Annotated in this window: 20 protein-coding genes; 10 read left to right on the plus strand and 10 right to left on the minus strand. The window is 51.1% G+C overall.

Going from position 1 to position 20,849, the window contains the following annotated elements; genetic code table 11:
* Positions 1-70: 70 nt before the first annotated feature.
* The 6 genes from DWB84_RS14455 to DWB84_RS14480 are packed head-to-tail and all read right to left on the minus strand — an operon-like array spanning position 71 to position 4,389.
* Positions 71-1,300, minus strand: coding sequence for a beta-ketoacyl-ACP synthase (locus DWB84_RS14455; RefSeq protein WP_187410509.1), 1,230 nt, complete (start codon positions 1,298-1,300; stop codon positions 71-73).
* The gene (locus DWB84_RS14460) at positions 1,297-1,707 is read right to left on the minus strand and encodes a 3-hydroxylacyl-ACP dehydratase (RefSeq protein WP_187410510.1); all 411 of its coding nucleotides are present in this window, start codon (positions 1,705-1,707) and stop codon (positions 1,297-1,299) included. The genes DWB84_RS14455 and DWB84_RS14460 overlap by 4 nt, the downstream gene beginning before the upstream one ends.
* A gap of 4 nt (positions 1,708-1,711) precedes the next feature.
* Positions 1,712-2,677, minus strand: coding sequence for a hypothetical protein (locus tag DWB84_RS14465; RefSeq protein WP_187410511.1), 966 nt, complete (start codon positions 2,675-2,677; stop codon positions 1,712-1,714).
* Position 2,678: 1 nt separating this feature from the next.
* Positions 2,679-3,413: a glycosyltransferase family 2 protein gene (locus tag DWB84_RS14470; protein ID WP_187410512.1), complete on the minus strand. Its 735-nt coding sequence runs from the start codon at positions 3,411-3,413 to the stop codon at positions 2,679-2,681.
* Positions 3,414-3,421: 8 nt separating this feature from the next.
* Entirely contained in the window at positions 3,422-3,799 is a 378-nt protein-coding gene (locus tag DWB84_RS14475) for a hypothetical protein (protein WP_255429013.1), read from the minus strand.
* A 5-nt stretch (positions 3,800-3,804) separates the two neighbouring features.
* The gene (locus DWB84_RS14480; protein WP_187410514.1) at positions 3,805-4,389 is read right to left on the minus strand and encodes a hypothetical protein; all 585 of its coding nucleotides are present in this window, start codon (positions 4,387-4,389) and stop codon (positions 3,805-3,807) included.
* A 241-nt stretch (positions 4,390-4,630) separates the two neighbouring features.
* Here DWB84_RS14480 and DWB84_RS14485 point away from each other — a divergent pair, with 241 nt between their 5' ends.
* On the plus strand, positions 4,631-5,194 hold the full coding sequence (locus DWB84_RS14485) for a hypothetical protein (protein WP_187410515.1): 564 nt from the start codon (positions 4,631-4,633) through the stop codon (positions 5,192-5,194).
* 132 nt (positions 5,195-5,326) lie between these two features.
* On the opposite strand, the gene coaE is transcribed toward DWB84_RS14485, so the two are convergent.
* From coaE to DWB84_RS14500, 3 genes are read right to left on the minus strand one after another with little or no spacing between them, the layout of a single operon-like run.
* Positions 5,327-5,917, minus strand: a complete 591-nt coding sequence (coaE, locus tag DWB84_RS14490; protein ID WP_187410516.1) for a dephospho-CoA kinase — start codon at positions 5,915-5,917, stop codon at positions 5,327-5,329.
* 19 nt (positions 5,918-5,936) lie between these two features.
* Positions 5,937-7,220, minus strand: coding sequence for a type II toxin-antitoxin system HipA family toxin (locus tag DWB84_RS14495; protein WP_222868197.1), 1,284 nt, complete (start codon positions 7,218-7,220; stop codon positions 5,937-5,939).
* On the minus strand, positions 7,210-7,464 hold the full coding sequence (locus DWB84_RS14500) for a helix-turn-helix transcriptional regulator (RefSeq protein WP_187410518.1): 255 nt from the start codon (positions 7,462-7,464) through the stop codon (positions 7,210-7,212). Before DWB84_RS14500 ends, DWB84_RS14495 begins: the two co-directional genes overlap by 11 nt.
* Positions 7,465-7,680: 216 nt before the next feature.
* On the opposite strand from DWB84_RS14500, the gene DWB84_RS14505 reads away from it, so the two are divergent.
* The 9 genes from DWB84_RS14505 to DWB84_RS14545 all read left to right on the plus strand — a co-directional run bounded on the left by DWB84_RS14505 (position 7,681) and on the right by DWB84_RS14545 (position 20,353).
* Entirely contained in the window at positions 7,681-7,953 is a 273-nt protein-coding gene (locus DWB84_RS14505) for an antitoxin of toxin-antitoxin stability system (RefSeq protein ID WP_187410519.1), read from the plus strand.
* Positions 7,950-8,240 (plus strand): type II toxin-antitoxin system RelE/ParE family toxin, encoded by a 291-nt coding sequence (locus DWB84_RS14510; RefSeq protein WP_187410520.1) that lies wholly within the window; start codon positions 7,950-7,952, stop codon positions 8,238-8,240. The genes DWB84_RS14505 and DWB84_RS14510 overlap by 4 nt, the downstream gene beginning before the upstream one ends.
* Positions 8,241-8,270: 30 nt before the next feature.
* A complete protein-coding gene (locus tag DWB84_RS14515) occupies positions 8,271-10,961 on the plus strand; it encodes a PD-(D/E)XK nuclease family protein (RefSeq protein ID WP_187410521.1) in 2,691 nt (896 codons plus the stop codon).
* Positions 10,958-14,452 (plus strand): exodeoxyribonuclease V subunit beta, encoded by a 3,495-nt coding sequence (locus DWB84_RS14520; RefSeq protein ID WP_187410522.1) that lies wholly within the window; start codon positions 10,958-10,960, stop codon positions 14,450-14,452. The genes DWB84_RS14515 and DWB84_RS14520 overlap by 4 nt, the downstream gene beginning before the upstream one ends.
* Positions 14,453-14,559: 107 nt before the next feature.
* Entirely contained in the window at positions 14,560-15,942 is a 1,383-nt protein-coding gene (gene dgt / locus DWB84_RS14525) for a dGTP triphosphohydrolase (protein WP_187410523.1), read from the plus strand.
* Positions 15,939-16,820, plus strand: coding sequence for a hypothetical protein (locus DWB84_RS14530; RefSeq protein ID WP_187410524.1), 882 nt, complete (start codon positions 15,939-15,941; stop codon positions 16,818-16,820). The genes dgt and DWB84_RS14530 overlap by 4 nt, the downstream gene beginning before the upstream one ends.
* A 260-nt stretch (positions 16,821-17,080) precedes the next feature.
* On the plus strand, positions 17,081-17,779 hold the full coding sequence (locus DWB84_RS19410) for a transposase (RefSeq protein ID WP_187410525.1): 699 nt from the start codon (positions 17,081-17,083) through the stop codon (positions 17,777-17,779).
* 130 nt (positions 17,780-17,909) lie between these two features.
* The gene (locus DWB84_RS14540; protein ID WP_187410526.1) at positions 17,910-19,046 is read left to right on the plus strand and encodes a hypothetical protein; all 1,137 of its coding nucleotides are present in this window, start codon (positions 17,910-17,912) and stop codon (positions 19,044-19,046) included.
* Positions 19,047-19,450: 404 nt separating this feature from the next.
* The gene (locus DWB84_RS14545) at positions 19,451-20,353 is read left to right on the plus strand and encodes an MBL fold metallo-hydrolase (RefSeq protein WP_187410527.1); all 903 of its coding nucleotides are present in this window, start codon (positions 19,451-19,453) and stop codon (positions 20,351-20,353) included.
* Between the two features lie 207 nt (positions 20,354-20,560).
* Here DWB84_RS14545 and DWB84_RS18905 read toward each other — a convergent pair.
* Positions 20,561-20,849, minus strand: a 289-nt coding sequence (locus DWB84_RS18905) for a hypothetical protein (RefSeq protein ID WP_222868198.1), incomplete at its 5' end; no start/stop codon positions are given.

Here is a 20,849-nt window from a genome sequence, read left to right on the forward strand (position 1 = left end):
AGCAGCGTTAAATCGAAGTGCGATCTAATTCCCTCTCCTCGGGGAGGGCTCCGCAAGGGCGTCTATTTAACTAAACCCGCCGAAAGATCAGCGACGTATTAATCCCACCAAACGCAAAATTATTACTCATAAAATAATCCGCTTTAATTTCGCGCACGTCGCCGACTATATAATCCAGCTGCCCGCAATTGGGATCTAGTTCATCCAGATTTAAATTCGGAATAAACCAATTTTCCCGCATCATCTGAATACCGGTCCAAGCTTCCAAAGATCCGCAGGCGCCGAGGCTGTGGCCGATATAACTTTTTAAGGCGCTGAAGGGGATATTGGAGCCCATGATTTCCTGCGTGGCTTTGGTTTCGGCGACGTCGCCTTGCAAGGTGGCAGTGCCGTGGCCGGAGATGTAGCCTATATCGGAAGGATTTAATTGGGCACTGGCGAGGGCGTCGGCCATAACTTGGCGCATGGTAATCGGATTGGGTTTTACCAGATGCACGCCGTCGCAGTTGGTCGCAAAGCCGACCACTTCCGCTAGAATATTCGCACCGCGTTTTTTCGCGTGTTCGTACTCTTCCAGAATTAAAGTACAAGCGCCTTCGCCGAGTACCAAACCATCGCGCTGTGTATCAAATGGACGCGGTGAAGTTTCCGGTTTGTCGTTGCGCAAGCTGGCGGAATAAACGGTGTCAAACACCGCTGCTTGTGTCGGACATAATTCTTCCGCGCCACCGGCGATCATAATGGTTTGTTGGCCGGCGCGAATGGCTTCGAATGCATAACCAATTCCCTGGCTGCCCGCTGTGCACGCGCTGGAAGTGGTATACATGCGCCCGCAAGTGCCAAACAAAACACTGATATTGACTGCAGCGGTGTGGCTCATCATGCGTAAATAAGTGGTGCCATTAATTTTGGCCATGGAGTTGTGTTCCAATAAGCCAAAAAATTCCATTGCCGCGTCGCTGTTGCCGGTTGCTGAACCGTAAGCCACACCGGTTGCCGCGCTGCTGATAATCGGATCGTTTAATAATCCCGCATCTGCCAGCGCTTTTTCTGTCGCGACTACTCCTAATTGACCAACGCGGCCCATAGCACGGCGTTTTTTCGCGGTGTAATGCGCAGGTAAAACAAAATCATCGACAGGGGAGGCGAGGCGTGTCTGCAAATCCGGGAAGCGATCCCACTCGTGCATATAACGCACGCGATTTTTCTTTTCCAATAATGCGGCGCGCACGCTGGGCCAATCGTGGCCGAGCGAGGAAATGGCTCCTGCACCTGTAACTACGACACGTTTCGCTGTCATAAAGTTGTATTCTCTTGATCGGGTGCGGTAACCGGTTTGCGGAATACCGTCAATTTGGCTGTTGCGCATAATTCGCCGCCGCGCGAAATTTCGCAACTGAATTGTGCAAGTTGGTCGCCGCTTAACGCAGCTTGAGTGCAGGAAACCTGCAAAATATCCCCGTCCGCAAAGTAGGGTACATGTATTTGATACTGGCGCGTGCCGAGCAAAAAGCCGAGATGCGGCTTCGTCAGGCCCTGCTGCAATTGATGCCCTGCAATCAGTGCTGCGGTCTGCCCCATATATTCAATACCGATCCACGCGGGCACGCCGGTGGGCGCCATAAAAAATGGTGAATCCGCTGTGATATGCACTTCTGCAGATGCCGAATCGGCAGCCACATGCAGCACCTTATCAATCAGGAGCATAGGCTCACGATGTGGAATCAGTTGATATATCAGCAGATCTTTCATCACGGTTGGCCCAATAGGGATAAAAATTAAACCACTGAAGCGGCGCTTTGGCGGCCTGGCGCTCCAGCTCGTTTGCATAGGTTTGCACGTAGTGGCGCAATTGCTCCGAATCGCGGCGCGGCAAATTGACGCGGTCGGCAAAAGGCACGAGTTCAAAATTCACCTTATCGCCGACGCGATAGGAAAACATCAAACTCACTTCGCACTGCAATGTTTTGCCTAAGACGTAAGGGCCAATGGGAAATGGCGCAGGTTTGCCAAAAAAATCCACCAACAATGAATTTTCTCCCGTCACCGGAATTCGGTCGCCGGCAATAAACAGCCATTCGCCATTTTCAAGTTTGGTTTTGAACAGCAGAATCAGCGGAATATCCAGCTGCGTCACCTGATACACATTGATGCGCGACATGGGATTAATTTTCTGCATGATTTTGACGAAGTTTGCCGCGTGCTGGTCGTACACCAGAATATTGATGGTGTGCTCCATATAACGCTGCACAAAGCCGCGGCAAAATTCCAGATTGCCCAGATGCGAGCCTATGATCAATTTTCCAGTCGGGCGACTTAAAAACGCATCCAATGCAGGCTTATTCTGAATGGCAAAACAGCTGAGTTCGATGGGCGCCGACCAAGCCAGCAATTTATCCAGAATGGCCTGGCCAAAACTGTAGATATGGCGAATCACATCCCAATTATTCGGTGGCCGTTTCCAATATTCGGGATAACGCTCGGCATGGATATTGAGAAATTCACGCGAGGCGCGGCGCGCAACACCGTTCACCAGAAAAAAATAAATCGCTACCGGACCTAAAATCCAGTTGAACAACCGACGTCCGAACACGCGGTACAACCAGAGCATAAAAACCAAGCCCCAGTAGCTCCCGGACTCTGAAAGATTCGCCCAATGGCGTTGCTTCTTTTCCATATCAATTCTTGAACCGCCGCCACCACATGGCGCAAAGATTCCAGGGCGCAGAGAGCAATAAGCGACTATGCACTTTAATCAGCAGCAGATTGTCGCGCAGATATTGGAAGTGGGAGATATTGTTTTCGGGATAAATCACAGCGGTGGGAATAAACCGTACAGGAACGCCTGCCCAAATTGCTTTGACGAGAATTTCTGTATCCGCATCCATACGGTTGCCGATATAAAACGCGTCTTCGATTTTTTCGAATGCCGCCAAAGAATAAGCGCGGAAACCGCACAGGCCATCGCGAATCGCAAACGAAAAGGTTTCCAGCGCACAAATAAAAGTAGTGACTTTGCGGCCGTGGCGGCGCGCGGCGGGCGCACTTTTATCAAAAGATGGCTGGCCGGAAATAATCGCATCTGGATATTTCTGCGCTTCTTCAATAAAACGCGGAATATCCTGCACATCGTGCTGGCCATCCGCATCGATTTGAATTGCGTGGGTAAAGCCGTTCATGGTGGCCCAGCAAATACCGGTTTTTACCGCGCGACCTTTACCGCGATTGCGCGGCATGGTCAGCAGTGTGACCTTGGGATACTGCGGCAAAATGCGCTGCAAATGCGCAACGCTTTCGGGGCGGCTGCCGTCGTCAACAATAACGCACGGCAAATCATGAGCCATCACGCTCGGTAAAAAGCGCTCCAATTGCTCATGATGGTTGTAATGAGGAATCAACAGACAAAAACGCATGGAAAAACTCAAAACACCAGCTTGCCTTCAGAAAAGGCTTGCGCAGGTGTTGCAGGATCGGAATATCGGAAGGTCACGGAATCACCAGAACTATGGCGCGCCAATTCCAGGCTCACTTCCTGGTGGGGAAGAATCACATTCTGAAATTTCAGATTGTCGATACGTTTGATGTTTTGCGGCAGCGAAAACACCTGCTGCGCGAGGCAACAGGCCCAATGGGTTTGCACAACGCCGGGCAGAACGGGCTGCCCAGGGAAATGCCCCTTCAGCCATTTGAGATCCGCGCCTATCTTGAAACGGAACACGGATTTATCCCCGCTCTGATCAATGTCGAGCAGGTCGGGCCATTCATCGCCCTGAAAAATGTCGGCAAGAGAGTTGTGCATATGGTTCACAAATTATCCGTCGCTATGTCCTTCTCGCGCTGCTGCCGCATATAAAAATGGCGGAACACCAGCTCACCACCCGCAAATGCCCCCAGAATCACGTAAGACAGGAACCCGCAATAGAGAGTCCAGGCCTGGGTGGTGGCAAAGTGCGCCAAGTATAGAGCAACGCCCCCGTTGAGGTACAAAACCAGTGCCCAAATTGCCGTCAGCCGCCGGGTGTAGCGAACCGCAGCGGGCGTCATTTGCGCACCGCGCAAGCGTGCGACTTTCTCAATCAGGGCTTCTTTATCTCTCAGACTGAAGGCAAACAGGGAGCCGACAAAGGCGCTCATCAATACCGGGTAAAGCTTCACCGCTAACTCGGATGGAAAACACCAAATGCCGATGCCGCACACCACCGTAACGCCGAACAGTGCCAGATTGACCTTGGAATTGTTGCGGTCCGACAGCGCAAAGCGCACCGCGCCTACGGCGATGATCAACAACCCGAACATCTGGAACGACCAGCGCTGCAGACCTATATACACTAGGCAGGGATAGAGAACAGATACAACGGCAAAGATCGCAGTGACGGCTTTTTTGGACATAGGGAGCAGTCTATTAAAGGAGGCTGGTATATAAGCTTCGCTTGGGCGGGCGAGTTTATCGTTTCGTCAGCGTTAGTCTAGGCGGTTATTGGATAACATTTCGCCAATCTCTGCCAGCTCTAAGGTAGCTGGTGCGCGAGAAGGTTATTTCGTGGTCATTACCTGTTCGGAGCCGTTTTGTTTACTCCCGCAAGCCGCTGTTTTATCCTGGCGGCCCTCTAACCAAAAAGGATTGCCTTTAATGTCACTAGTAGCTCGTTTAAAAATGACCTGTGTTTTGTTCAGCCTGATGTTGTTTTCTGGCTGTGCGACCAAAATTACCGAACAACCTTCTCCTGTCACTCCTTCCACTCAGCGTTTGGGTGAATTTAAGCGAGTCATCCTGGTTCGCTCTGAAATTGCACCGGCTTACGCAAGTCACGAAGCGAATATCAAAGCCGCCAACAAAATTGACGAAGTATTGGCTCAGCAGATCAACAGTCTTCTTTCAAATGTCGAACTGAAATCCGTTGAAGATGCCAAAAAATTGAATTTGAAAGGCCAGTCCAACGTTCTCGTGATCAAGCCTTATATCAAGCAAATTAAATTCATCGGCGGCGCAGCGCGCTTCTGGGGCGGCGCTATGGCGGGCAGCTCTGTTGTGATTATGGACGTTGCCTTCGAAACTGGTGACGGCAAAAAACTCAGCAACCCAGGATTTATGCGCAAAGCAGGCGCATGGACTGACGGCTTCGGCGTACAATCCAATTTGATGTTGGAAGAAATTGCTCGCGATGTTGGTTATTACGTAGCATCAAACCGCTAAGTTACGCGGTAAGACAAAAAAGGCAGCTTCTAAGCTGCCTTTTTTATTTCTGATGATTTTGCTTAAAAAATTGGTACCAAAGGCCCTCACCTAAATCCTCTCCCAGAGGGAGAGGACCTGATGGTGACACTCCTAAAGCTGTAACAAATCCTGATGCAATTTATCCACTTGAGCCAATGTATTTTCTTTGGTGCCGCTATTATCAATCACATAATCCGTTTTTTTTAATTTCTCTGCGCGCGGCATTTGGGTCGCAACAATTCGTTTGATCTGTTCCACATCACTGCCATCTCGTGCACTCGCCCGGGCGATCTGCGTCGCCTCGTCCACATCCACCACAATAATTTTTTCCACCAATAAATGCTGATCGGTCTCCAATAACAAAGGCGATTCCAAAATTACGTAAGGACTCGTGGCGGCGTTTAATTGCTCGATAGTGCGCACCCGAATAATCGGATGCAGCAAATTTTCCAGCCAGGTTTTTTCCGCGCTGTTTTTAAAAATAATCTCGCGCAATTTGCGTCGGTCGAGCTCGCCAGTGGGCAACAAAATGTCGTCACCAAAATGTTCGCGAATCGCCTCCAGCGCCGGCTCCCCCTTGGCCACAACCTCCCGCGCGACTGTATCCGCATTTACGACTGTAATGCCCAAGTCTGCAAACCGCGCTGCTACAAGACTTTTACCGGAACCTATGCCGCCGGTTAGGCCGATAATGTGGGTCATGATTGGTTGCCCTTTTTAATTAATTCGCATCATTGTTGGCCGTGAGCCGTCTAACCGTAAGCGCGCAGCGCTGTTCAATTAAGTCCGTTATTCGCTCAACCAATACATTTCCTGCAAAGCCTTGCTGTGGATCGGATTGAAGTTTACGGGCTGCAGCTGGCAGAGAGCTTGCTAGCTCCAAAATGCGTTTTTTGGCCTGTGCCCTGGATAGGCGGACGCTTTCTGCAAATTGTTCCCAGTGGCGGGCCTGAACTTCACTGAATTTGTACTTGCTGCCAATTTTCATGGCCATCTTTTGCGTCAGCGTCGGGTAAATCGCTGTCGATAAAAGGTCGTAAAACGGTGCCAGAACTGCAGCACTGCCGGTCGCATTCTGCAGATACAACAACGAGAAATTCTTGGCGTGGGCATCGTGATTGCCAATTAGTGCATTAAAAATAATGCAGTCGAGCAGGCGCAAGGTCTGGGGCGCACTCGGGCGCGTCGCTCTGCGGACCAGTTCAAAACATTGCGGCAAATCTGGCCCGCCTTCGTTTTGGTATTTCATTTCTGGCACTACGCCAAGCGCTTGGCAAAAATCCTCTTGATGAATGCGTTGTCGACGACCTTGAGCATCTGTCGATCGGTCGTAGCGTTCGACCAGCAGAAAATGGCGGCCCTGCACTTGGTGGCGAGTTGCTGTTGCCGAATTGAGCTGCATGGCTTTAGCCAGTGCCATACAAAACGCTTCGTTCGTGACGCTGTCTTCGAGGGTCGGAATAGCGGGTTTTAAAATGTGTGAGCTGGGCGTGCCGTTGAGTGGGAGTCCTATGCGAGCACCGTCAAACACCACCGGTAGCTTGTCTTGAGCGCCTGCCAGCGACAGTCGCAGCCCATCCTTGCCCGCGAGCATGGGGCGGTGTGGTAATTCATCCAGAATCGCAACCAGTTCATCGTCACTTAACCATTGGACTTTATCGCCGAGGGAAGGCGCCGCTAGGGTTTGCCCCGGTGCAAGCAAGCTCACAGCCCCGGCGCATTCACCACCTAGGTGATCCAACAGCACAAAATCATTCTGATTAGACACCTGGAACTGCTTGGCAAGTAGCCGGCGCATCTGCCCCTCTGGCAACAGGCCCGCAAAGAAGGGACGCGTTTGCCGATCGTCGAATGGCTCCGCTTGCAAGGGGAGAGAGGCTGACAAAGCCATGGCCCGCGGGTGCTGCAACCATGCCGCTAAATAGCAAAAACTCATGCGACCATCGATCAAGGTCAGGGTACCGACGTGATTGGCAAACAGCCAGACGCTCAACTCACGAGTCACGTGCTGCATCCTCAACGTCATCTGCCGTTACAGAAAGTCCAGCCAACTGAATCTCGCCGCCAAGCGCATCAATGACCCGCAGCACATTTTCCAGCCGCAAAGTGGGCTTGCCGGCTTCAAGGTCGACAATAAAACGCACACCAACCCCCGCAGTCAGAGCCAGCTGGGGCTGAGTTAAACCGAGTTGCTTGCGAGCGGCACGCAGAGCCTGTCCGAGTTGTTGGGGGGATCGAATCGATAACATAAGCGCAATTTCCCGATCGGGAAATTATTGGCTGGCCTTCTGCTCAATGCAAGCAATATTTACCGATCGGGAAATATGCATGGCTGAAGATGTGGGTTTTTACTTAAATTTCCCGATCGGGAAATAATACGTGCGATAACCGCCAGGAAGAATGGAGTCACAGGGTGATGAAGAGGTATATACTTTGTCAGTACCTGTTTTAAGGAGGTCACGTGTATGAAAGAAGCTGTTTTCACAATGAAGCTGGAACCGGAGCTACGCAATGCCTTTATGGCGGCGGCAGAGGCGGCACACAGGCCAGCATCTCAGGTGATGCGGGAGTTGATGCGCGAGTTTGTGCAGCGGCAGCGGGCGGCGCAGGAATATCAAGCGTTCCTGGAGCAAAAGGTCTCTATAGCCCGACAGCAGATTGCAGAAGGATTGGTATTCAGCAACGAAGAAGTTGAAAAGGAATTCGCCTCTATGAGGGGTGATAAGGATGCAGAATGAACGTGGTGTGGACTGCCGCAGCGATCCATGATCGCAAGGCAATTTGGAAATACATAGCGGCTGAAGATCGGGATGCTGCGAATCGACTGGACAGGCTATTCCAGGCCGCCGCCGAACGATTGCAAGACAATCCGCTTTTAGGGCGAGCGGGGCAGGTGGTAGGAACCAGAGAGTTATTTCCCCACGAAAACTACCGTCTAGTTTACGAAGTAAGCGCAACTACCGTTTTTATTCTTACATTAGTTCATACCGCCCGTTTATGGCCTCCCGATACAGGAGCTCAATAATGCGGCTGTCACCCAAACTTAGGCCAAACCGTGCATCTATTCCCCCAATACCACACCCTCTTTTCCCGCATCGACGCCACCACACTGGTGCTGACGCCCAACCAGCGTCTGGCGCGGTTTCTGGTTAAGCAGTTTGATATCTGGTCCGCCGCCAACGGCCAAACCGCTACTTGGCTGACCTTGCCGTGCAAGTCCTGGGGCATCTGGCTGCAGGGGTTGTGGGATCAGGCGCAGACGGGGGCGGTACATAAACTCGCGGAGGGGCGGGTGTTAGCCGCCCATCAGGAGCGGTTGTTGTGGTTGCAGGCGATTGAGCAGGGCGGGGCACCGGAGTTGTTGTCGCAGGATTCCATGGCCGACCTCGCCGCGCAGGCGTGGCGCTACCTGAAACTGTGGGGCCGCCGCTGGCAGGATCTGCCGGAGCATCTGGAGGAAGTGCGCCTCTTTAAAACCTGGGCAGAAGCTTTTCAAAACCTCTGCGAGCAGCAACAGCAACTGGACAGCGGCTCCATCCTCGAACGCGTTGCCGCCATGGCCGAGCAGAACCTGCTGCTGTTGCCGCAAACCCTGATTCTGGTGGGCTTTGATGAAATGGCGCCCGCCGAACAAGCCTTTTGCCAATTGCTGCGCAGCCAAGGCCGCACGGTGGACAACTTCGACCCGCCCATGCCCGGCACCGCCATAAGGCTGGAGCTGATCGACCGGCAGACCGAATTGCGCCGCGCCGCCCGCTGGGCCGCAGCCCTGGTAGAGCAGGACAACTCCCGCTCCATCGGCATAGTGGTGCCGGATCTCGCCCAGCAGCGCCCGTTAGTCGAGCGCATATTTACCGAAGTCTTCGAGCCGCAAGCCATTCTGCCCGGCCAGCCGCGCCATGCGCCGGGCTTCAACATCTCCGCCGCGCAGCCCTTGGCGCAGACGCCGCTGATGTCCACCGCCTTACTCGCGCTGCGCCTAAACGATAACGACATCGAGCGCGACCGCCTGACCCAACTGCTGCACTCGCCGTTTTTATGGAACGAACAGGAATGGACCGCGCGCCTGCAACTGGATGCCCATTTGCGCCGCACCCACGTGACCATTCCCATTACCGCCCTGCGCGCCGAAGCGGGCAGGGAAGAGATCGGCTGCGCGCAGCTGCATCAACAACTGCACGATATGCAGCAACTGATCTACCCCTACCGCCAGAAAAAACAGCCCTTCGCCACCTGGGCGACGGTGTTCGACCAGCAACTGCGCGCCCTCGGCTGGCCCGGTCCGCGCCCGTTGGACACTCTGGAATACCAGCAATACCAACACTGGCCGGACCTGCTCGACCAGCTCACCGCCCTGGATAGCGTCAGCCCCGAGCCAGTCACCTGGCAGCAAGCATTGGCGGAACTCTCCCGCCTCGCTTATACGCCGTTCCACCCGGAAACCGCCGCGTCGCCTGTGCAAGTGCTCGGCCTGTTGGAAGCCGCAGGCCAGCCCTTCGACTACCTGTGGGTGACCGGCCTGGACGACCGCGTTTGGCCGGAGCCGAGCAAACCCAACCCGCTATTGCCGGTGGACCTGCAACGCGAGTGGCGCATGCCGCGCGCCTCGGTGGAGCGCGAGCTGGAGCTGGCCGCGCGCCTGACCCAGCGCCTCGCCACCAGCGCCAGCACCGTAATCTTCAGTTCCCCCATGCTGGACGGCGACCAGCCCCTGCGGCCAAGCCCGCTGCTCGATGCCATTCCGCAAGGCGACATCGAGCAACTGCCGGACTTCACTCCGCCCAGCTACGCCCGCCAGATGCTGGGCAGCCCGCTGGAAAGCCTGCTCGACGACCGCGCCCCGCCAGTGCTCGAACCCAAACGCCTGCGCGGCGGCAGTCAGATCCTCAAAAATCAGGCGGCCTGCCCCTTTAAAGCCTTTGCATTGCACCGCCTGCATGCCAAAGAAAGTGAAGACTTACAGTCCGGCATAAGCCCGCCAACGCGGGGCAACCTGTTGCATATGGCGTTGGAATTGATCTGGAAAGAGCTGCAAACCCAACGGGCGCTGCTCGCCCTGCAGGAGCCGGCCCTTAATGACCTGATCGACAACAGCATCCGCCGCTCCTGGCTGCGCATCGAGGGGCAGGCCCATCTCGGCCCGCGCCTGAAAGAGTTGGAAAGCAAACGCGCCGCAACCCTGATCCGCGCCTGGCTGGAACTGGAAAAACAGCGCCCGCCGTTCCGCGTGGTGTTTCAGGAAGCGCAACAACAAGTGCAAATCGGCGGCATTCCGCTGCGCGTCCGCTATGACCGTATCGATGAATTGGAGAGCGAGGATGGCCTGGTCGTGCTCGACTACAAATCCGGCCAGACGGACATCAAAGCCTGGGCCGGCGAGCGCCCGGACGAACCTCAAGTGCCGCTCTACAGCATCCTCCAAGGAGAACGCCTAAAAGCCGCCATGTTCGCGCAACTGCATGTAAAAGAAGTGACCGCCAAAGGCATCAGCGCCGAGGCGGATTTGGTGCCCGGCCTGAAAGCCGCGGAAGCCCTGGGCAAACTGGATCTGCCGGACGACTGGAGCGAGATCCTCAACTACTGGCGCGACACCCTGGAACGCCTCGCCCAGGACTTTATTCGCGGCGAAGCGCGGGTCGACCCCAAACACAGCGTCACCACCTGCCAGTTCTGCGAGCTGCACAGTCTCTGCCGCATTCGCGTCGGCCTGACTGACCTTTTGGCTGATGAGGAGGAGGGCGCATGAGCCAGACCGATATTCGTCACCCCGCCGACCGCCCCCAGCGCCAGCGCGCCCTCGACCCCACCGGCTCCTTTATCTGCGAGGCCCCGGCGGGCAGCGGTAAAACCGAGCTGCTGACCCAGCGCGTGCTCACTCTGCTGGCGCGGGTCACCAAGCCGGAATCCATTCTCGCCATCACCTTTACCCGTAAAGCCGCGGCGGAAATGCGCGCGCGTATCCTCGGCGCCCTGGCGGCGGGGCGCGGCCCCGAGCCGCAGGAAGCCCATGCACTGCAAACCTGGCAGCTCGCCCGCGACGCATTGCAGGCCGATGAGCGATATGGTTGGCAACTGCTTACCAACCCCTCGCGCCTGCAAATCCGCACCTTCGATAGCCTGTGCGCCATGCTCACCCAGGCATTGCCGCTGCAATCCTCCCTCGGCGCGGGCGTGGCCACCACGGAGGATGCCCAGCCCCTGTACAAGGCGGCGGTGAAGGATCTGCTGGACACCCTGGAAAGCGAAATGCCCTGGGCGGACAGCCTCGCCCAGCTACTCGGCCACCTGGACAACCGCTACTCCCGCCTGGAAGAACTGCTTTGCAAAATGCTCGGCAGCCGCGATATCTGGCTGCCCGTTCTGTACAGCACACAAGGTATGGCTTACGGCACCCAAGGTATGGCAAGCCCCGAATCCCTGCGCGGCGTACTGGAATATCACCTGCAGCACGCGCTGATCGACAAAATGACCCGCCTGCGCGAACTGCTGCCGCCGGAATGCCACCAGACCTTGGCCGAGCTGGGCGACTTCGCCGCCGCCAACCTGCTGCGGGAAAACGTCGAATATCCCATTAATGCGCTCCATCAACTGGGCCGCGTGCCGGACTGTCGCCCGGAAGAAATGCCCCAATGGCGCGGCCTTGCCTGCCTGCTGCTCACCCAAAAAGGCGAGTGGCGCAAAACCGTGGACAAGCGCGCGGGCTTCCCCGCCGGCGAAGGCAAAGACGAAAAAGCCGCTTATAAAAGGAAGAAGGAAAGCCTGCTGGAACTGATCGCCCAGCTGCAGGAAGTGCCGGACCTGCTGGAAGCCCTGCAAGGCATCAGCGCCTGGCCCGCACCCACCTACAACGACCAGCAATGGCAAATCCTCCAGGCGCTTACCGCCGTTCTGCCGGTACTGGTGGCCCACCTCAAACTGGTGTTCGCCGCCCGGGGCGAAGTGGACTTTGTGGAAATCAGCAGTCGCGCCCGTCAGGCCCTGGGGGATGATCAAGCGCCGACCCTTTTTGTTCCTACTGACTTGGCTTTGCGCCTGGATCACCGCATCCAACACATACTCGTCGACGAGTTTCAGGACACGTCCTTCAGCCAGGTGGACCTGCTGCAAAGGCTCACCGCCGGCTGGCAACCGGGCGATGGCCGCACCCTGTTCTGCGTGGGCGATGCCATGCAGTCCATCTACGGCTTCCGCAACGCCAACGTCGGCCTGTTCCTCCACTGCAAAGAACATGGCCTCGGCGGTCTGCCGCTGGAACCGCTGCAACTCACCGCCAACTTCCGCTCCCAGGCGGGTGTGGTGGAGTGGATCAACCGCGTGTTCCAACGCGCCTTCCCCGCGCGCCACAACATTTCCTCCGGCGCTGTGGCCTTCTCCCCTGCGGAAGCCTTCCGCCCGGAAATTCCCGGCCCTGCCGTGCAAACCCACCTGTACGAAAAAGGCCTGCCCGCGGAATTTGAAGGCCAATTGGTGTGCGACCTGATCCAGCAAGCGCGCGCGCAAAACCCGGACGGCACCATCGCCCTGCTGGTGCGCAACCGCAACCACGCCGCTCATATCATCCCCGCGCTTAAAGCGGCGGGCCTCACCTTCCGCGCCGTGGATCTGGAAACCCTCGCCGAACAGCCGGTGGTGATGGACTTAATGTCCCTCACTCAAGCGCTGCTGTTTCCCGCCGACCGCATCCACTGGCTCGCCATACTGCGCGCGCCCTGGTGCGGCCTCACCCTGGCGGATCTCGAAATCATCGCCAACCAAGGCCCGGCGGAAACGCCCATCATTCGGCAAATGCAAACCGCCTTGGCCAACCAAACCCGGCAGGAAGAACTCTTCACCACCGAGCGCGTCCTCTCCGCCGATGGTCGCGCGCGCCTGCAACGCATAACGCCCATTCTGCAAACCGCACTGGCGGAACGTCACCGCAAACCATTACGCCAATGGGTGGAAGGAACCTGGATCGCCCTCGGCGGCCCCGCGTGTTTGCAGCAAGCGAGCGAACTCGACGACGCCGAACGCTTTTTGCAATTGCTGGAAAAATTAAATTCCGTAGGCGAAATACCTACTCTCGAACAATTAAATGAAGGTTTGGAAAAACTCTTCGCCGCGCCGGACCCGCAAGCAGACGAACGCCTGCAAATTATGACCATGCACAAATCCAAAGGATTGGAATTCGACACCGTTATACTCCCCGGCCTGCACCGCCAACCGCGCAATCAGGATTCGGAATTGTTGCTCTGGCAAGAGCGTTTAAGTTTGGACGGTCACGAAGAATGGCTGCTCGCCCCCATCAGCGCCACCGGGCAGGATAAAGACCCCATCTACAAACACCTGGAATACGAACAGAAAAAACGCACGCAATTGGAAGCCTGCCGTTTGTTGTATGTGGCCTGCACGCGTGCGCGTAAACAATTGCATTTGCTCGCTCAAATAAAAGCTAAAGAAGGCGAAGTGCGCGAATTCTGCGAACCCGCAGAAAACACCTTGCTAAAACCCATCTGGTCCAGCGTGCACACCACTGCAGTTTTTTATCCTGCACCCAAAACAGCAGAAGAAAATGCCGACCAAATTCCCCAATATATTCCCCGCCCACTGCAACGCATCACCAGCAACTGGCAAATGCCACAACTGCCGCGCGTGGATTTATTGCAGCCGTTTATTGCCAATTACCAATACAACAACCAAAACCTGCAAAATGCGCAAAGCAATTCTGAAAAGGAAAATTCAAGCGCCCGTTTGATCGGCACACTCACGCACGAAATTCTGCAACTGATTGGTCAACAGGGATTACACAATTGGAAAAATAAAAACCTCGACGAAGTCGAACCCTTCTGGCGCGGCCGCCTGTTAAGCCTGGGCGTGAATCCAACAGAACTCGACGCCGCCGTCCAGAAACTCAAAACCCTAATCACCCAAACCCTGCAACACCCAAAATTCGAATGGCTGCTCAGCGGCAACTGCCAATTCGAACTGCCCCTAAGCGTGGTCATCAATGGCGCAGTCGAACACCGCGTAATCGACGTATTAAGAACCGAAGGCAATAAAGCCTGGGTGGTGGACTATAAAACAAGTGTTCCAATGGAAGGTGAAAGTGTTCAGCAATTTGTAGAGCGGGAAGTTAGCGTCTATAAACAAATAATGCGTGCGTATTGTGAGGCGGTTAAGGGAATGGGCTATGGAGAGGTTGAGGGAGTTTTGGGGTTTTTGGGGGTGGGGGTGTGGGTTGGAGGTGATGAAGAATAGATGTGGTGTGGTGATCATGGCTTATGAGCACGTGATACTCAAAAAATTCTTAGCCCCAAGGTGCGCCGAATTTAGTCTGCTTTAAAGTTGATTTATGGATAATCTATATGCCTGAACTTTCTTGGGAAAAACTCCTCTCGGAAGTGAGACGAAAAGACCTTTATGAGGTAGGTGGAGAAAATACCGGAACCGCCGGACATAGGGTAGAGGCGGAACGGGACTATGATCGAATCTTATTCGCGTCACCCACACGCCGTCTTGCTGATAAAACTCAAGTGTTTCCATTGGATTCAAACGATTCTGTTCGGACACGACTTACCCATTCATATGAGGTATCAAATCTATGTAGAAGTATTGGGATTACTTTAGCATTTAATTATCCAGAAAAGGTTTTTGGAGAAAACCACGAAAAGCTCCAAGTCAAACGTAAAGTGCCAGCTATTCTTGCGGCGATTGGTTTGGCACATGATTTAGGAAACCCTCCATATGGTCATCAAGGAGAAGAGGCAGTTAGAAACTGGTTTCTTAGTCTTTCAAATTCCGTCGGAGGCGGCGAACAGGTACCTGAGGACTTTCAGCAGTTTGATGGCAACCCTCAAACCTTGAGATTGCTTACAAGGTTGCAAATACTAAACGACGACTTTGGTTATAACTTAACATTGGGAACTTTGGCGGCGCTTATTAAATATCCCTGTTTCTGCAGATCAAAAAGCGATCATGGTTATAAGAAATTCGGGATTTTCGAAAGTGAGAAAACTATCGCGAAGGAGATATGGAAGGAGACGGGGTTGGCAGAAGGAGTTCGACATCCTTTGACATATATAATGGAGGCATGTGACGATATCGCCTATTTGGTCCTTGATGCTGAAGATACCGTCAGAAAAGGTTTGGCTTCATTTGCAGATTTGGTTGATGCGCTCAATTCTTGTGAATATCGTGACGATGCAATAGTGAAGGAAGTAAGAGATTTTTCTGTTGAAAAGAACACGACATACAAAAAAGAAGGTTTAAGTTCGGCCGAGTTGAATGAAATTTCTATGCAAATGTTCAGGGTAAAAGCAATTCACCATATGGTGAATTCCGTTGTTAATGTATACGTAAATAAAATTGGCAATATAATGAACGGGAGTTTGAATCCAGGTTTTCAGTTGATCAAACATTCTGCGGCTGGCCCTTTATGCTCAATTTTGAAAGAGTTTGACGTTCGATATGGATATCAAAATAAGCAAGTACTAGAGCTAGAGCTTAAAGGAAAGAATACTATTACTGAAACCATGGATCTTTTGTGGTCGGCTATAACCTGTCGAAATACAGCATTTTCAAAATATGCATGGGTTTTGCTATCTGAAAATTATCGAAGGGCCCATGGTAAGTCGATAGAAAGTTTTATGTATAAAAATTGTCAACTTTTGGCTGATTCTATTTCTGGGATGACTGATACATATGTCTTTAATATTAATCGAAAGTTGCGTGATTTGTATAGAAAATGAATACGTATCCAAAGTTAAATCCAGCCAAAGATGAAGCTGCTCTGATATCAAGGGTCACTGATTTTGTTGACAGTTTTGATAAAAAAAATGGGAAATTATCGATTCCTAAATCGCCGGGTGGTCAATTAGATTTTTTTGGTTATAGAGATCTTTCATTCGATTTTGATTTTAAAACCCCGTTTGTGTCGATTAAGGAGTTTTTAGATTTTTCGGCCGATGTTTCTGGGAGTGGTGGAATTTATGTTTTTGGTGGGGCATTGCGGGATTTGGCAATGTTCGGTGTAAGTGGGTTTACATCTGATATTGATGTGGTTGTCGATAGATCATGGGATGTTCTCGAGCCTGCGCTGATAAAAAGAAAGGCCATTAAAAACAAATTCGGCGGATTGCGCTTATATGTTGGAAAAATGCCTATTGATATCTGGAATTCTGAGAATACATGGGCTTTTAAACAGGGGTACTTAAAATACCGGGGTATACACTCTCTTTTAGAAACCACCATATTAAATTGGGATAGTATTCTTATGGATTGGAAGAAAAAAAGGCTAATATGTGACCCTACATATTTTAGCGAAATAAGAAATCGTCGGTTGGATGTTGTTTTTGAAGAAAATCCGAACCGTCTTGGAATGTTGTTGCGAGTGCTTCGTCATTTGCATCAGAAGGACGCAAAAAAAATATCTTTGAGAGCGTGCAGGTATTTGGCAAAGGAAACGGTAAATTTTTCATTTGAAGAGTTGCGAAACGCTGAAATTAGATCTTATAAATCTGCAATTATTGAGCTAAAACTTTACGATTTTTTTAGATTTGAGCAATTCAAAGAGTATTCTGAAGATCTAGCTGTTTCGGATATTTTGCATCCGGCCCCTTTTGTCTAATGGGGCTAGAGGTGGAGATCATCTGACCAAAAACAAATCTGGCAGAACAAAATGTTCGACTGAATTTGGCCTGACAGTCAAGATCGAGTGCGGATAATCTATGCCATCGGCAAAATACGGAATAAGATATCAGGATTTATAAGGTTTCCTCGTTCGTTGTTGTACAGCAGGCTTAGACTCTATTTGCTGGAAGTGAAATCACAGTGGAGAGCTCACGAAAAGGGGACAGATTTATTTTCTAACTAAAAAAGGAGAAATATATGCCAAGGCAGGCGAGGTTAATTGTGCCAGGACTACCGCACCACATAGTGCAGCGAGGACATAACAGAAGCGCGGTTTTTATTGAGGAGTCAGATTATCAGTATTACTTGAATAATCTGGCGGAGTGGAAGACGGAGTTGGGGCTTAGGGTCTTCAGCTATTGCTTGATGACCAATCATGTTCACCTGATAGTAGAGGCCGGACATAGGCTCGGAGACATTGGCGAGCTCATGAAGCGGTTGGCTGGTCGCCAGACCCGATATGTGAATAAGTTGGAAAGACGAACCGGCTCCCTTTGGGAAAGCCGCTATAAAATCAGCCCAATTGATACGGATGCTTATCTCTTGCAATGCTGTCGATACGTGGAGCTGAACCCGGTGAAAGCCAGGATGGTATCGCGGCCTCAGGATTATGGATGGTCAAGCTATCGAAGTGTGATTGGTGAGACAAGATGCTCGTGGCTGGACCTGAGTCCTTGCTTTATCGGCCTAGGCATTGATGAGGATCAAAGGGTGCAACGCTATCGCAAGTTTGTAGAGGACGCAGAATCTGCCGAAATTGAAGCATCCTTCATAAGAGCCGCCGTGGATCGTAACCAGCTCACAGGCGGTGCTCGGTTCATTGATGAAGTGGAAGCGAGAACGGGGGTTAGGGTTGAGTTTAGATCTAGGGGCAGGCCGTCATGTGCCGATAAATAAATCTGTCCCCTTTTCCGATAAATAAATCTGTCCCCTTTTCCCAAAAATTTCCCTTAAAGATTCTCTAATCTGGGCCGATAGTTTCTGGTACAGAATATTTTTTTCGTATACGAAGCCGAGGATTGGCACAATGAACAACATCCAGACCACATTGAGTTCCAGCTCAGTCGCACCTATCTTGCCGAAGGCATCTGCTAGCCAGGAAAGTCAGCAGCAACCTGCTGGCCTGCTCACCACCACAAACAAACTTGGCCTTCGCGTCAGCGCTGAAGCGCAGTATCTATTTGAAATTGACAAGTACCTATCCGCACTTGATAAAACAGCACAGGATAAAGCATTAAGCTATCTTTCTCAGAGCAGCGATCCTCTACAACAACAAGCATCTGATTATTTCAAGCGGGCACAAGAAACGCTGGACCAAGCATTGGGAAAGGATAGGTCGGCACTTATCGACCGGACCGAATCAGAAAAATTAAGAAAATTGTTGGATGTGGAGTTTGAGCGTAATGGATCAACAGAAGTCGCTATTATTCCCATGGGAGTCAAAGTCTTTAGACTGGATGGCAATGACAATTTCTATCCTGTACAGCTAAACAGTCGTAATGATGCCTTAAAGCATCAGCTAGACGCTCTGGAAAAGACCGCCTATAGCACGTTGGGCAATCAGGATGCAGCCAATCTTATTGGTTCTGTACGCAACGCGTTATACGCATCAGAGAATATCTTATTATCATTTGATGATGTCTTGCATTATAACTACACGATTGAAATGGCCCGAAAGGCAATTGACTTTATTGATGCTCCTGAAAATCTGAGTTCCGCATTAACAAGTATATTAAACCAAGGCATTTCTTATCAAAACAGCAAGCAAAGTAAATTTTTGGACGATACAAGGAAATTTCTGAATGATGGCCGTGTAGGCCAGGCGGCGAGTGAAGACGTGCGCCTGGGAACGGCCGCACAACTATACAATAATCAGTTGCAAGCCACTCTTAATGCCACTGGTTTATCCGTCCTGGATGCTCGTGGTGTAATCACCCAATTACTGACACAACATACGGACCTTATTCGGTTTTCCCCGGATAAGCTTGAAGACGCTTTCATTTTTTATAAACAGGATTTTGAAAATTTTGAAAGAGCCCTAAACAAAGATTTCTATAGGCCGTCGCAGAGCAACGAACCGAATATAGATAGCACGTTGATCGACACGGGCCGAAATTATGCAATGAATGTCATCGAAGAAATTAACAGCTACTTAAGCAAATGACATGGCAAGAGATTTCAATCAGCAACCACATAACCTCTCGCTGAAATATCGATACTTTTACTAACCAAAACCGCTATGAAAAATCGCTAAACTTTGAATCTGTTTGCAACGGTCTTCGCGCGTAGCCTGCGCGACAGGGATGGGTTTATAACAAGCAGCAATAACAAGGACACCCACTCTTAGAAGCGGCAGGGTAGAAAGCCCCACCGCAAATCGACAGACTTGAAGCACGACCTTGCCTATTACAAGTGGGTGTTGCTGGATGTGGCAGAGTTGTAGAATTGTTTTAATTTACAGGTTTTATGTAAATATAAGAAAATCCGTTTTGCCTAAATAAGCTTCATTGATAAGTTCCGGTTGATATTAAATTATTAGCATTTGTATTGAGTAATTAGGATTATAAAATGAATAGATGTACTTCCATTTTCGCTCTCATGTTATTTGCAAGTGGTGTATTTGCTCAAGACTCTTCCATGAAGGTGGAAGAAAACGGGGAGGTAATATCTGGAAATTCTTGGCTTACGCATACACAACTAGGCGAAGGGATATGGGTAATTAATGATAATCAGCAGGACAATGTTTATTTGGTGGAGGGGGATAGGCTGGCACTCGTTATTGACACCGGTATTGGTTTTCAAAATTTGAAAACATATGTCCAATCTATTACTGCCAAGCCGTTAGTGGTTGTTAATACTCATGGGCATCCTGATCATGCAGGCGGTAATCATGTATTTGATGAGGTGCATATTCATAAAAATGAATTGGACGTTTTGGGCTATTACACCTCTGAGCCAGTGATGAAGGATACTTATAATCGATTTGCAGGGACTCTTATGCCTGATCATTTACTGGATAAAAATAAAAACACTGCCGCGTTGATTCTCATAGATGAAGGTTTTCAGTTTGATTTGGGAAATAGAACTTTAAAAGTTATTCATCTGCCTGCTCACAGTCCGGGTAGTATTGCGCTCTACGATACCAAGTCTCATCATCTATTCACGGGCGATGCTGCTAATCAACATGTTTGGCTGCAAATTAAATATGCTTTGTCTGTCGAAGATTTTCTTATAAGTATTCGTAAGCTTCTTGGGAGCCAAGAACCCGTGAATTTATTGCTGCCTGGTCATGGGGAGCCATTAAAGCCGGATCATTTGAATGTGTTGGCTGCTGGTGCTGAAAAAATTATCGCGGGAAAATGTGAAGTTACGCCTTATGATTCTCCGCTTGGAAAGGAAATTTCTTGTCATCATAAAGATGTGGTCATCGTTTATAAAAAGGAAAATATAAAAGCAACTAGTAAGAAATAATTAAACGGCTGATTCAAATAAGGTTGTTTATTGGGGTACAAAAGTATCTACCAATGAATCATAAAATAACTGTGAAGTATTACTATGGGTGTAGATTGCACATATCAAGCTGTACCTGCAAACCTCGAATTAATTGCGAAGGCAGCAGCTGATAGCGATTTTGCTGAAAATGTGTTTTATCCATTTAAATAACAAAGACACCCACTCTTAGAAACGACCCACTCCTAGAAACGGCAGGGTAGAAAGACCCACCGCAAATCGACAGGCTTGAAGCACGACCTTACCTATCGAAAATGCCGTGCTGAATTTTGACCAGCAATAACAAGGACACCCACTCTTAGAAGCGGCAGGGTAGAAAGCCCCACCGCAAATCGACAGACTTGAAGCACGACCTTGCCTATCGAAAATACCGCGCTGAATTTGAAAATACCGTGCTGAATTTTGACGGAGAGAGGAGTTTCTTCGTGAGGTTAATTTTGTTCTGAATTGCAGAAAA

Origin of the sequence: Saccharophagus sp. K07 (genome assembly GCF_014336955.1) — a bacterium.
Lineage (GTDB): Bacteria > Pseudomonadota > Gammaproteobacteria > Pseudomonadales > Cellvibrionaceae > UBA5868.

What these genes read in the sequence shown, in the direction of transcription:
- DWB84_RS14455 (WP_187410509.1), bottom strand. Translation starts at nt 1,300, where the DNA reads ATGACAGCGAAACGTGTCGTAGTTACAGGTGCAGGAGCCATTTCCTCG.
- DWB84_RS14460 (WP_187410510.1), bottom strand. Translation starts at nt 1,707, where the DNA reads ATGCTCCTGATTGATAAGGTGCTGCATGTGGCTGCCGATTCGGCATCT.
- DWB84_RS14465 (WP_187410511.1), bottom strand. Translation starts at nt 2,677, where the DNA reads ATGGAAAAGAAGCAACGCCATTGGGCGAATCTTTCAGAGTCCGGGAGC.
- DWB84_RS14470 (WP_187410512.1), bottom strand. Translation starts at nt 3,413, where the DNA reads ATGCGTTTTTGTCTGTTGATTCCTCATTACAACCATCATGAGCAATTG.
- DWB84_RS14475 (WP_255429013.1), bottom strand. Translation starts at nt 3,799, where the DNA reads ATGCACAACTCTCTTGCCGACATTTTTCAGGGCGATGAATGGCCCGAC.
- DWB84_RS14480 (WP_187410514.1), bottom strand. Translation starts at nt 4,389, where the DNA reads ATGTCCAAAAAAGCCGTCACTGCGATCTTTGCCGTTGTATCTGTTCTC.
- DWB84_RS14485 (WP_187410515.1), top strand. Translation starts at nt 4,631, where the DNA reads ATGTCACTAGTAGCTCGTTTAAAAATGACCTGTGTTTTGTTCAGCCTG.
- coaE (WP_187410516.1), bottom strand. Translation starts at nt 5,917, where the DNA reads ATGACCCACATTATCGGCCTAACCGGCGGCATAGGTTCCGGTAAAAGT.
- DWB84_RS14500 (WP_187410518.1), bottom strand. Translation starts at nt 7,464, where the DNA reads ATGTTATCGATTCGATCCCCCCAACAACTCGGACAGGCTCTGCGTGCC.
- DWB84_RS14505 (WP_187410519.1), top strand. Translation starts at nt 7,681, where the DNA reads ATGAAAGAAGCTGTTTTCACAATGAAGCTGGAACCGGAGCTACGCAAT.
- DWB84_RS14510 (WP_187410520.1), top strand. Translation starts at nt 7,950, where the DNA reads ATGAACGTGGTGTGGACTGCCGCAGCGATCCATGATCGCAAGGCAATT.
- DWB84_RS14520 (WP_187410522.1), top strand. Translation starts at nt 10,958, where the DNA reads ATGAGCCAGACCGATATTCGTCACCCCGCCGACCGCCCCCAGCGCCAG.
- dgt (WP_187410523.1), top strand. Translation starts at nt 14,560, where the DNA reads ATGCCTGAACTTTCTTGGGAAAAACTCCTCTCGGAAGTGAGACGAAAA.
- DWB84_RS14530 (WP_187410524.1), top strand. Translation starts at nt 15,939, where the DNA reads ATGAATACGTATCCAAAGTTAAATCCAGCCAAAGATGAAGCTGCTCTG.
- DWB84_RS19410 (WP_187410525.1), top strand. Translation starts at nt 17,081, where the DNA reads ATGCCAAGGCAGGCGAGGTTAATTGTGCCAGGACTACCGCACCACATA.
- DWB84_RS14540 (WP_187410526.1), top strand. Translation starts at nt 17,910, where the DNA reads ATGAACAACATCCAGACCACATTGAGTTCCAGCTCAGTCGCACCTATC.
- DWB84_RS14545 (WP_187410527.1), top strand. Translation starts at nt 19,451, where the DNA reads ATGAATAGATGTACTTCCATTTTCGCTCTCATGTTATTTGCAAGTGGT.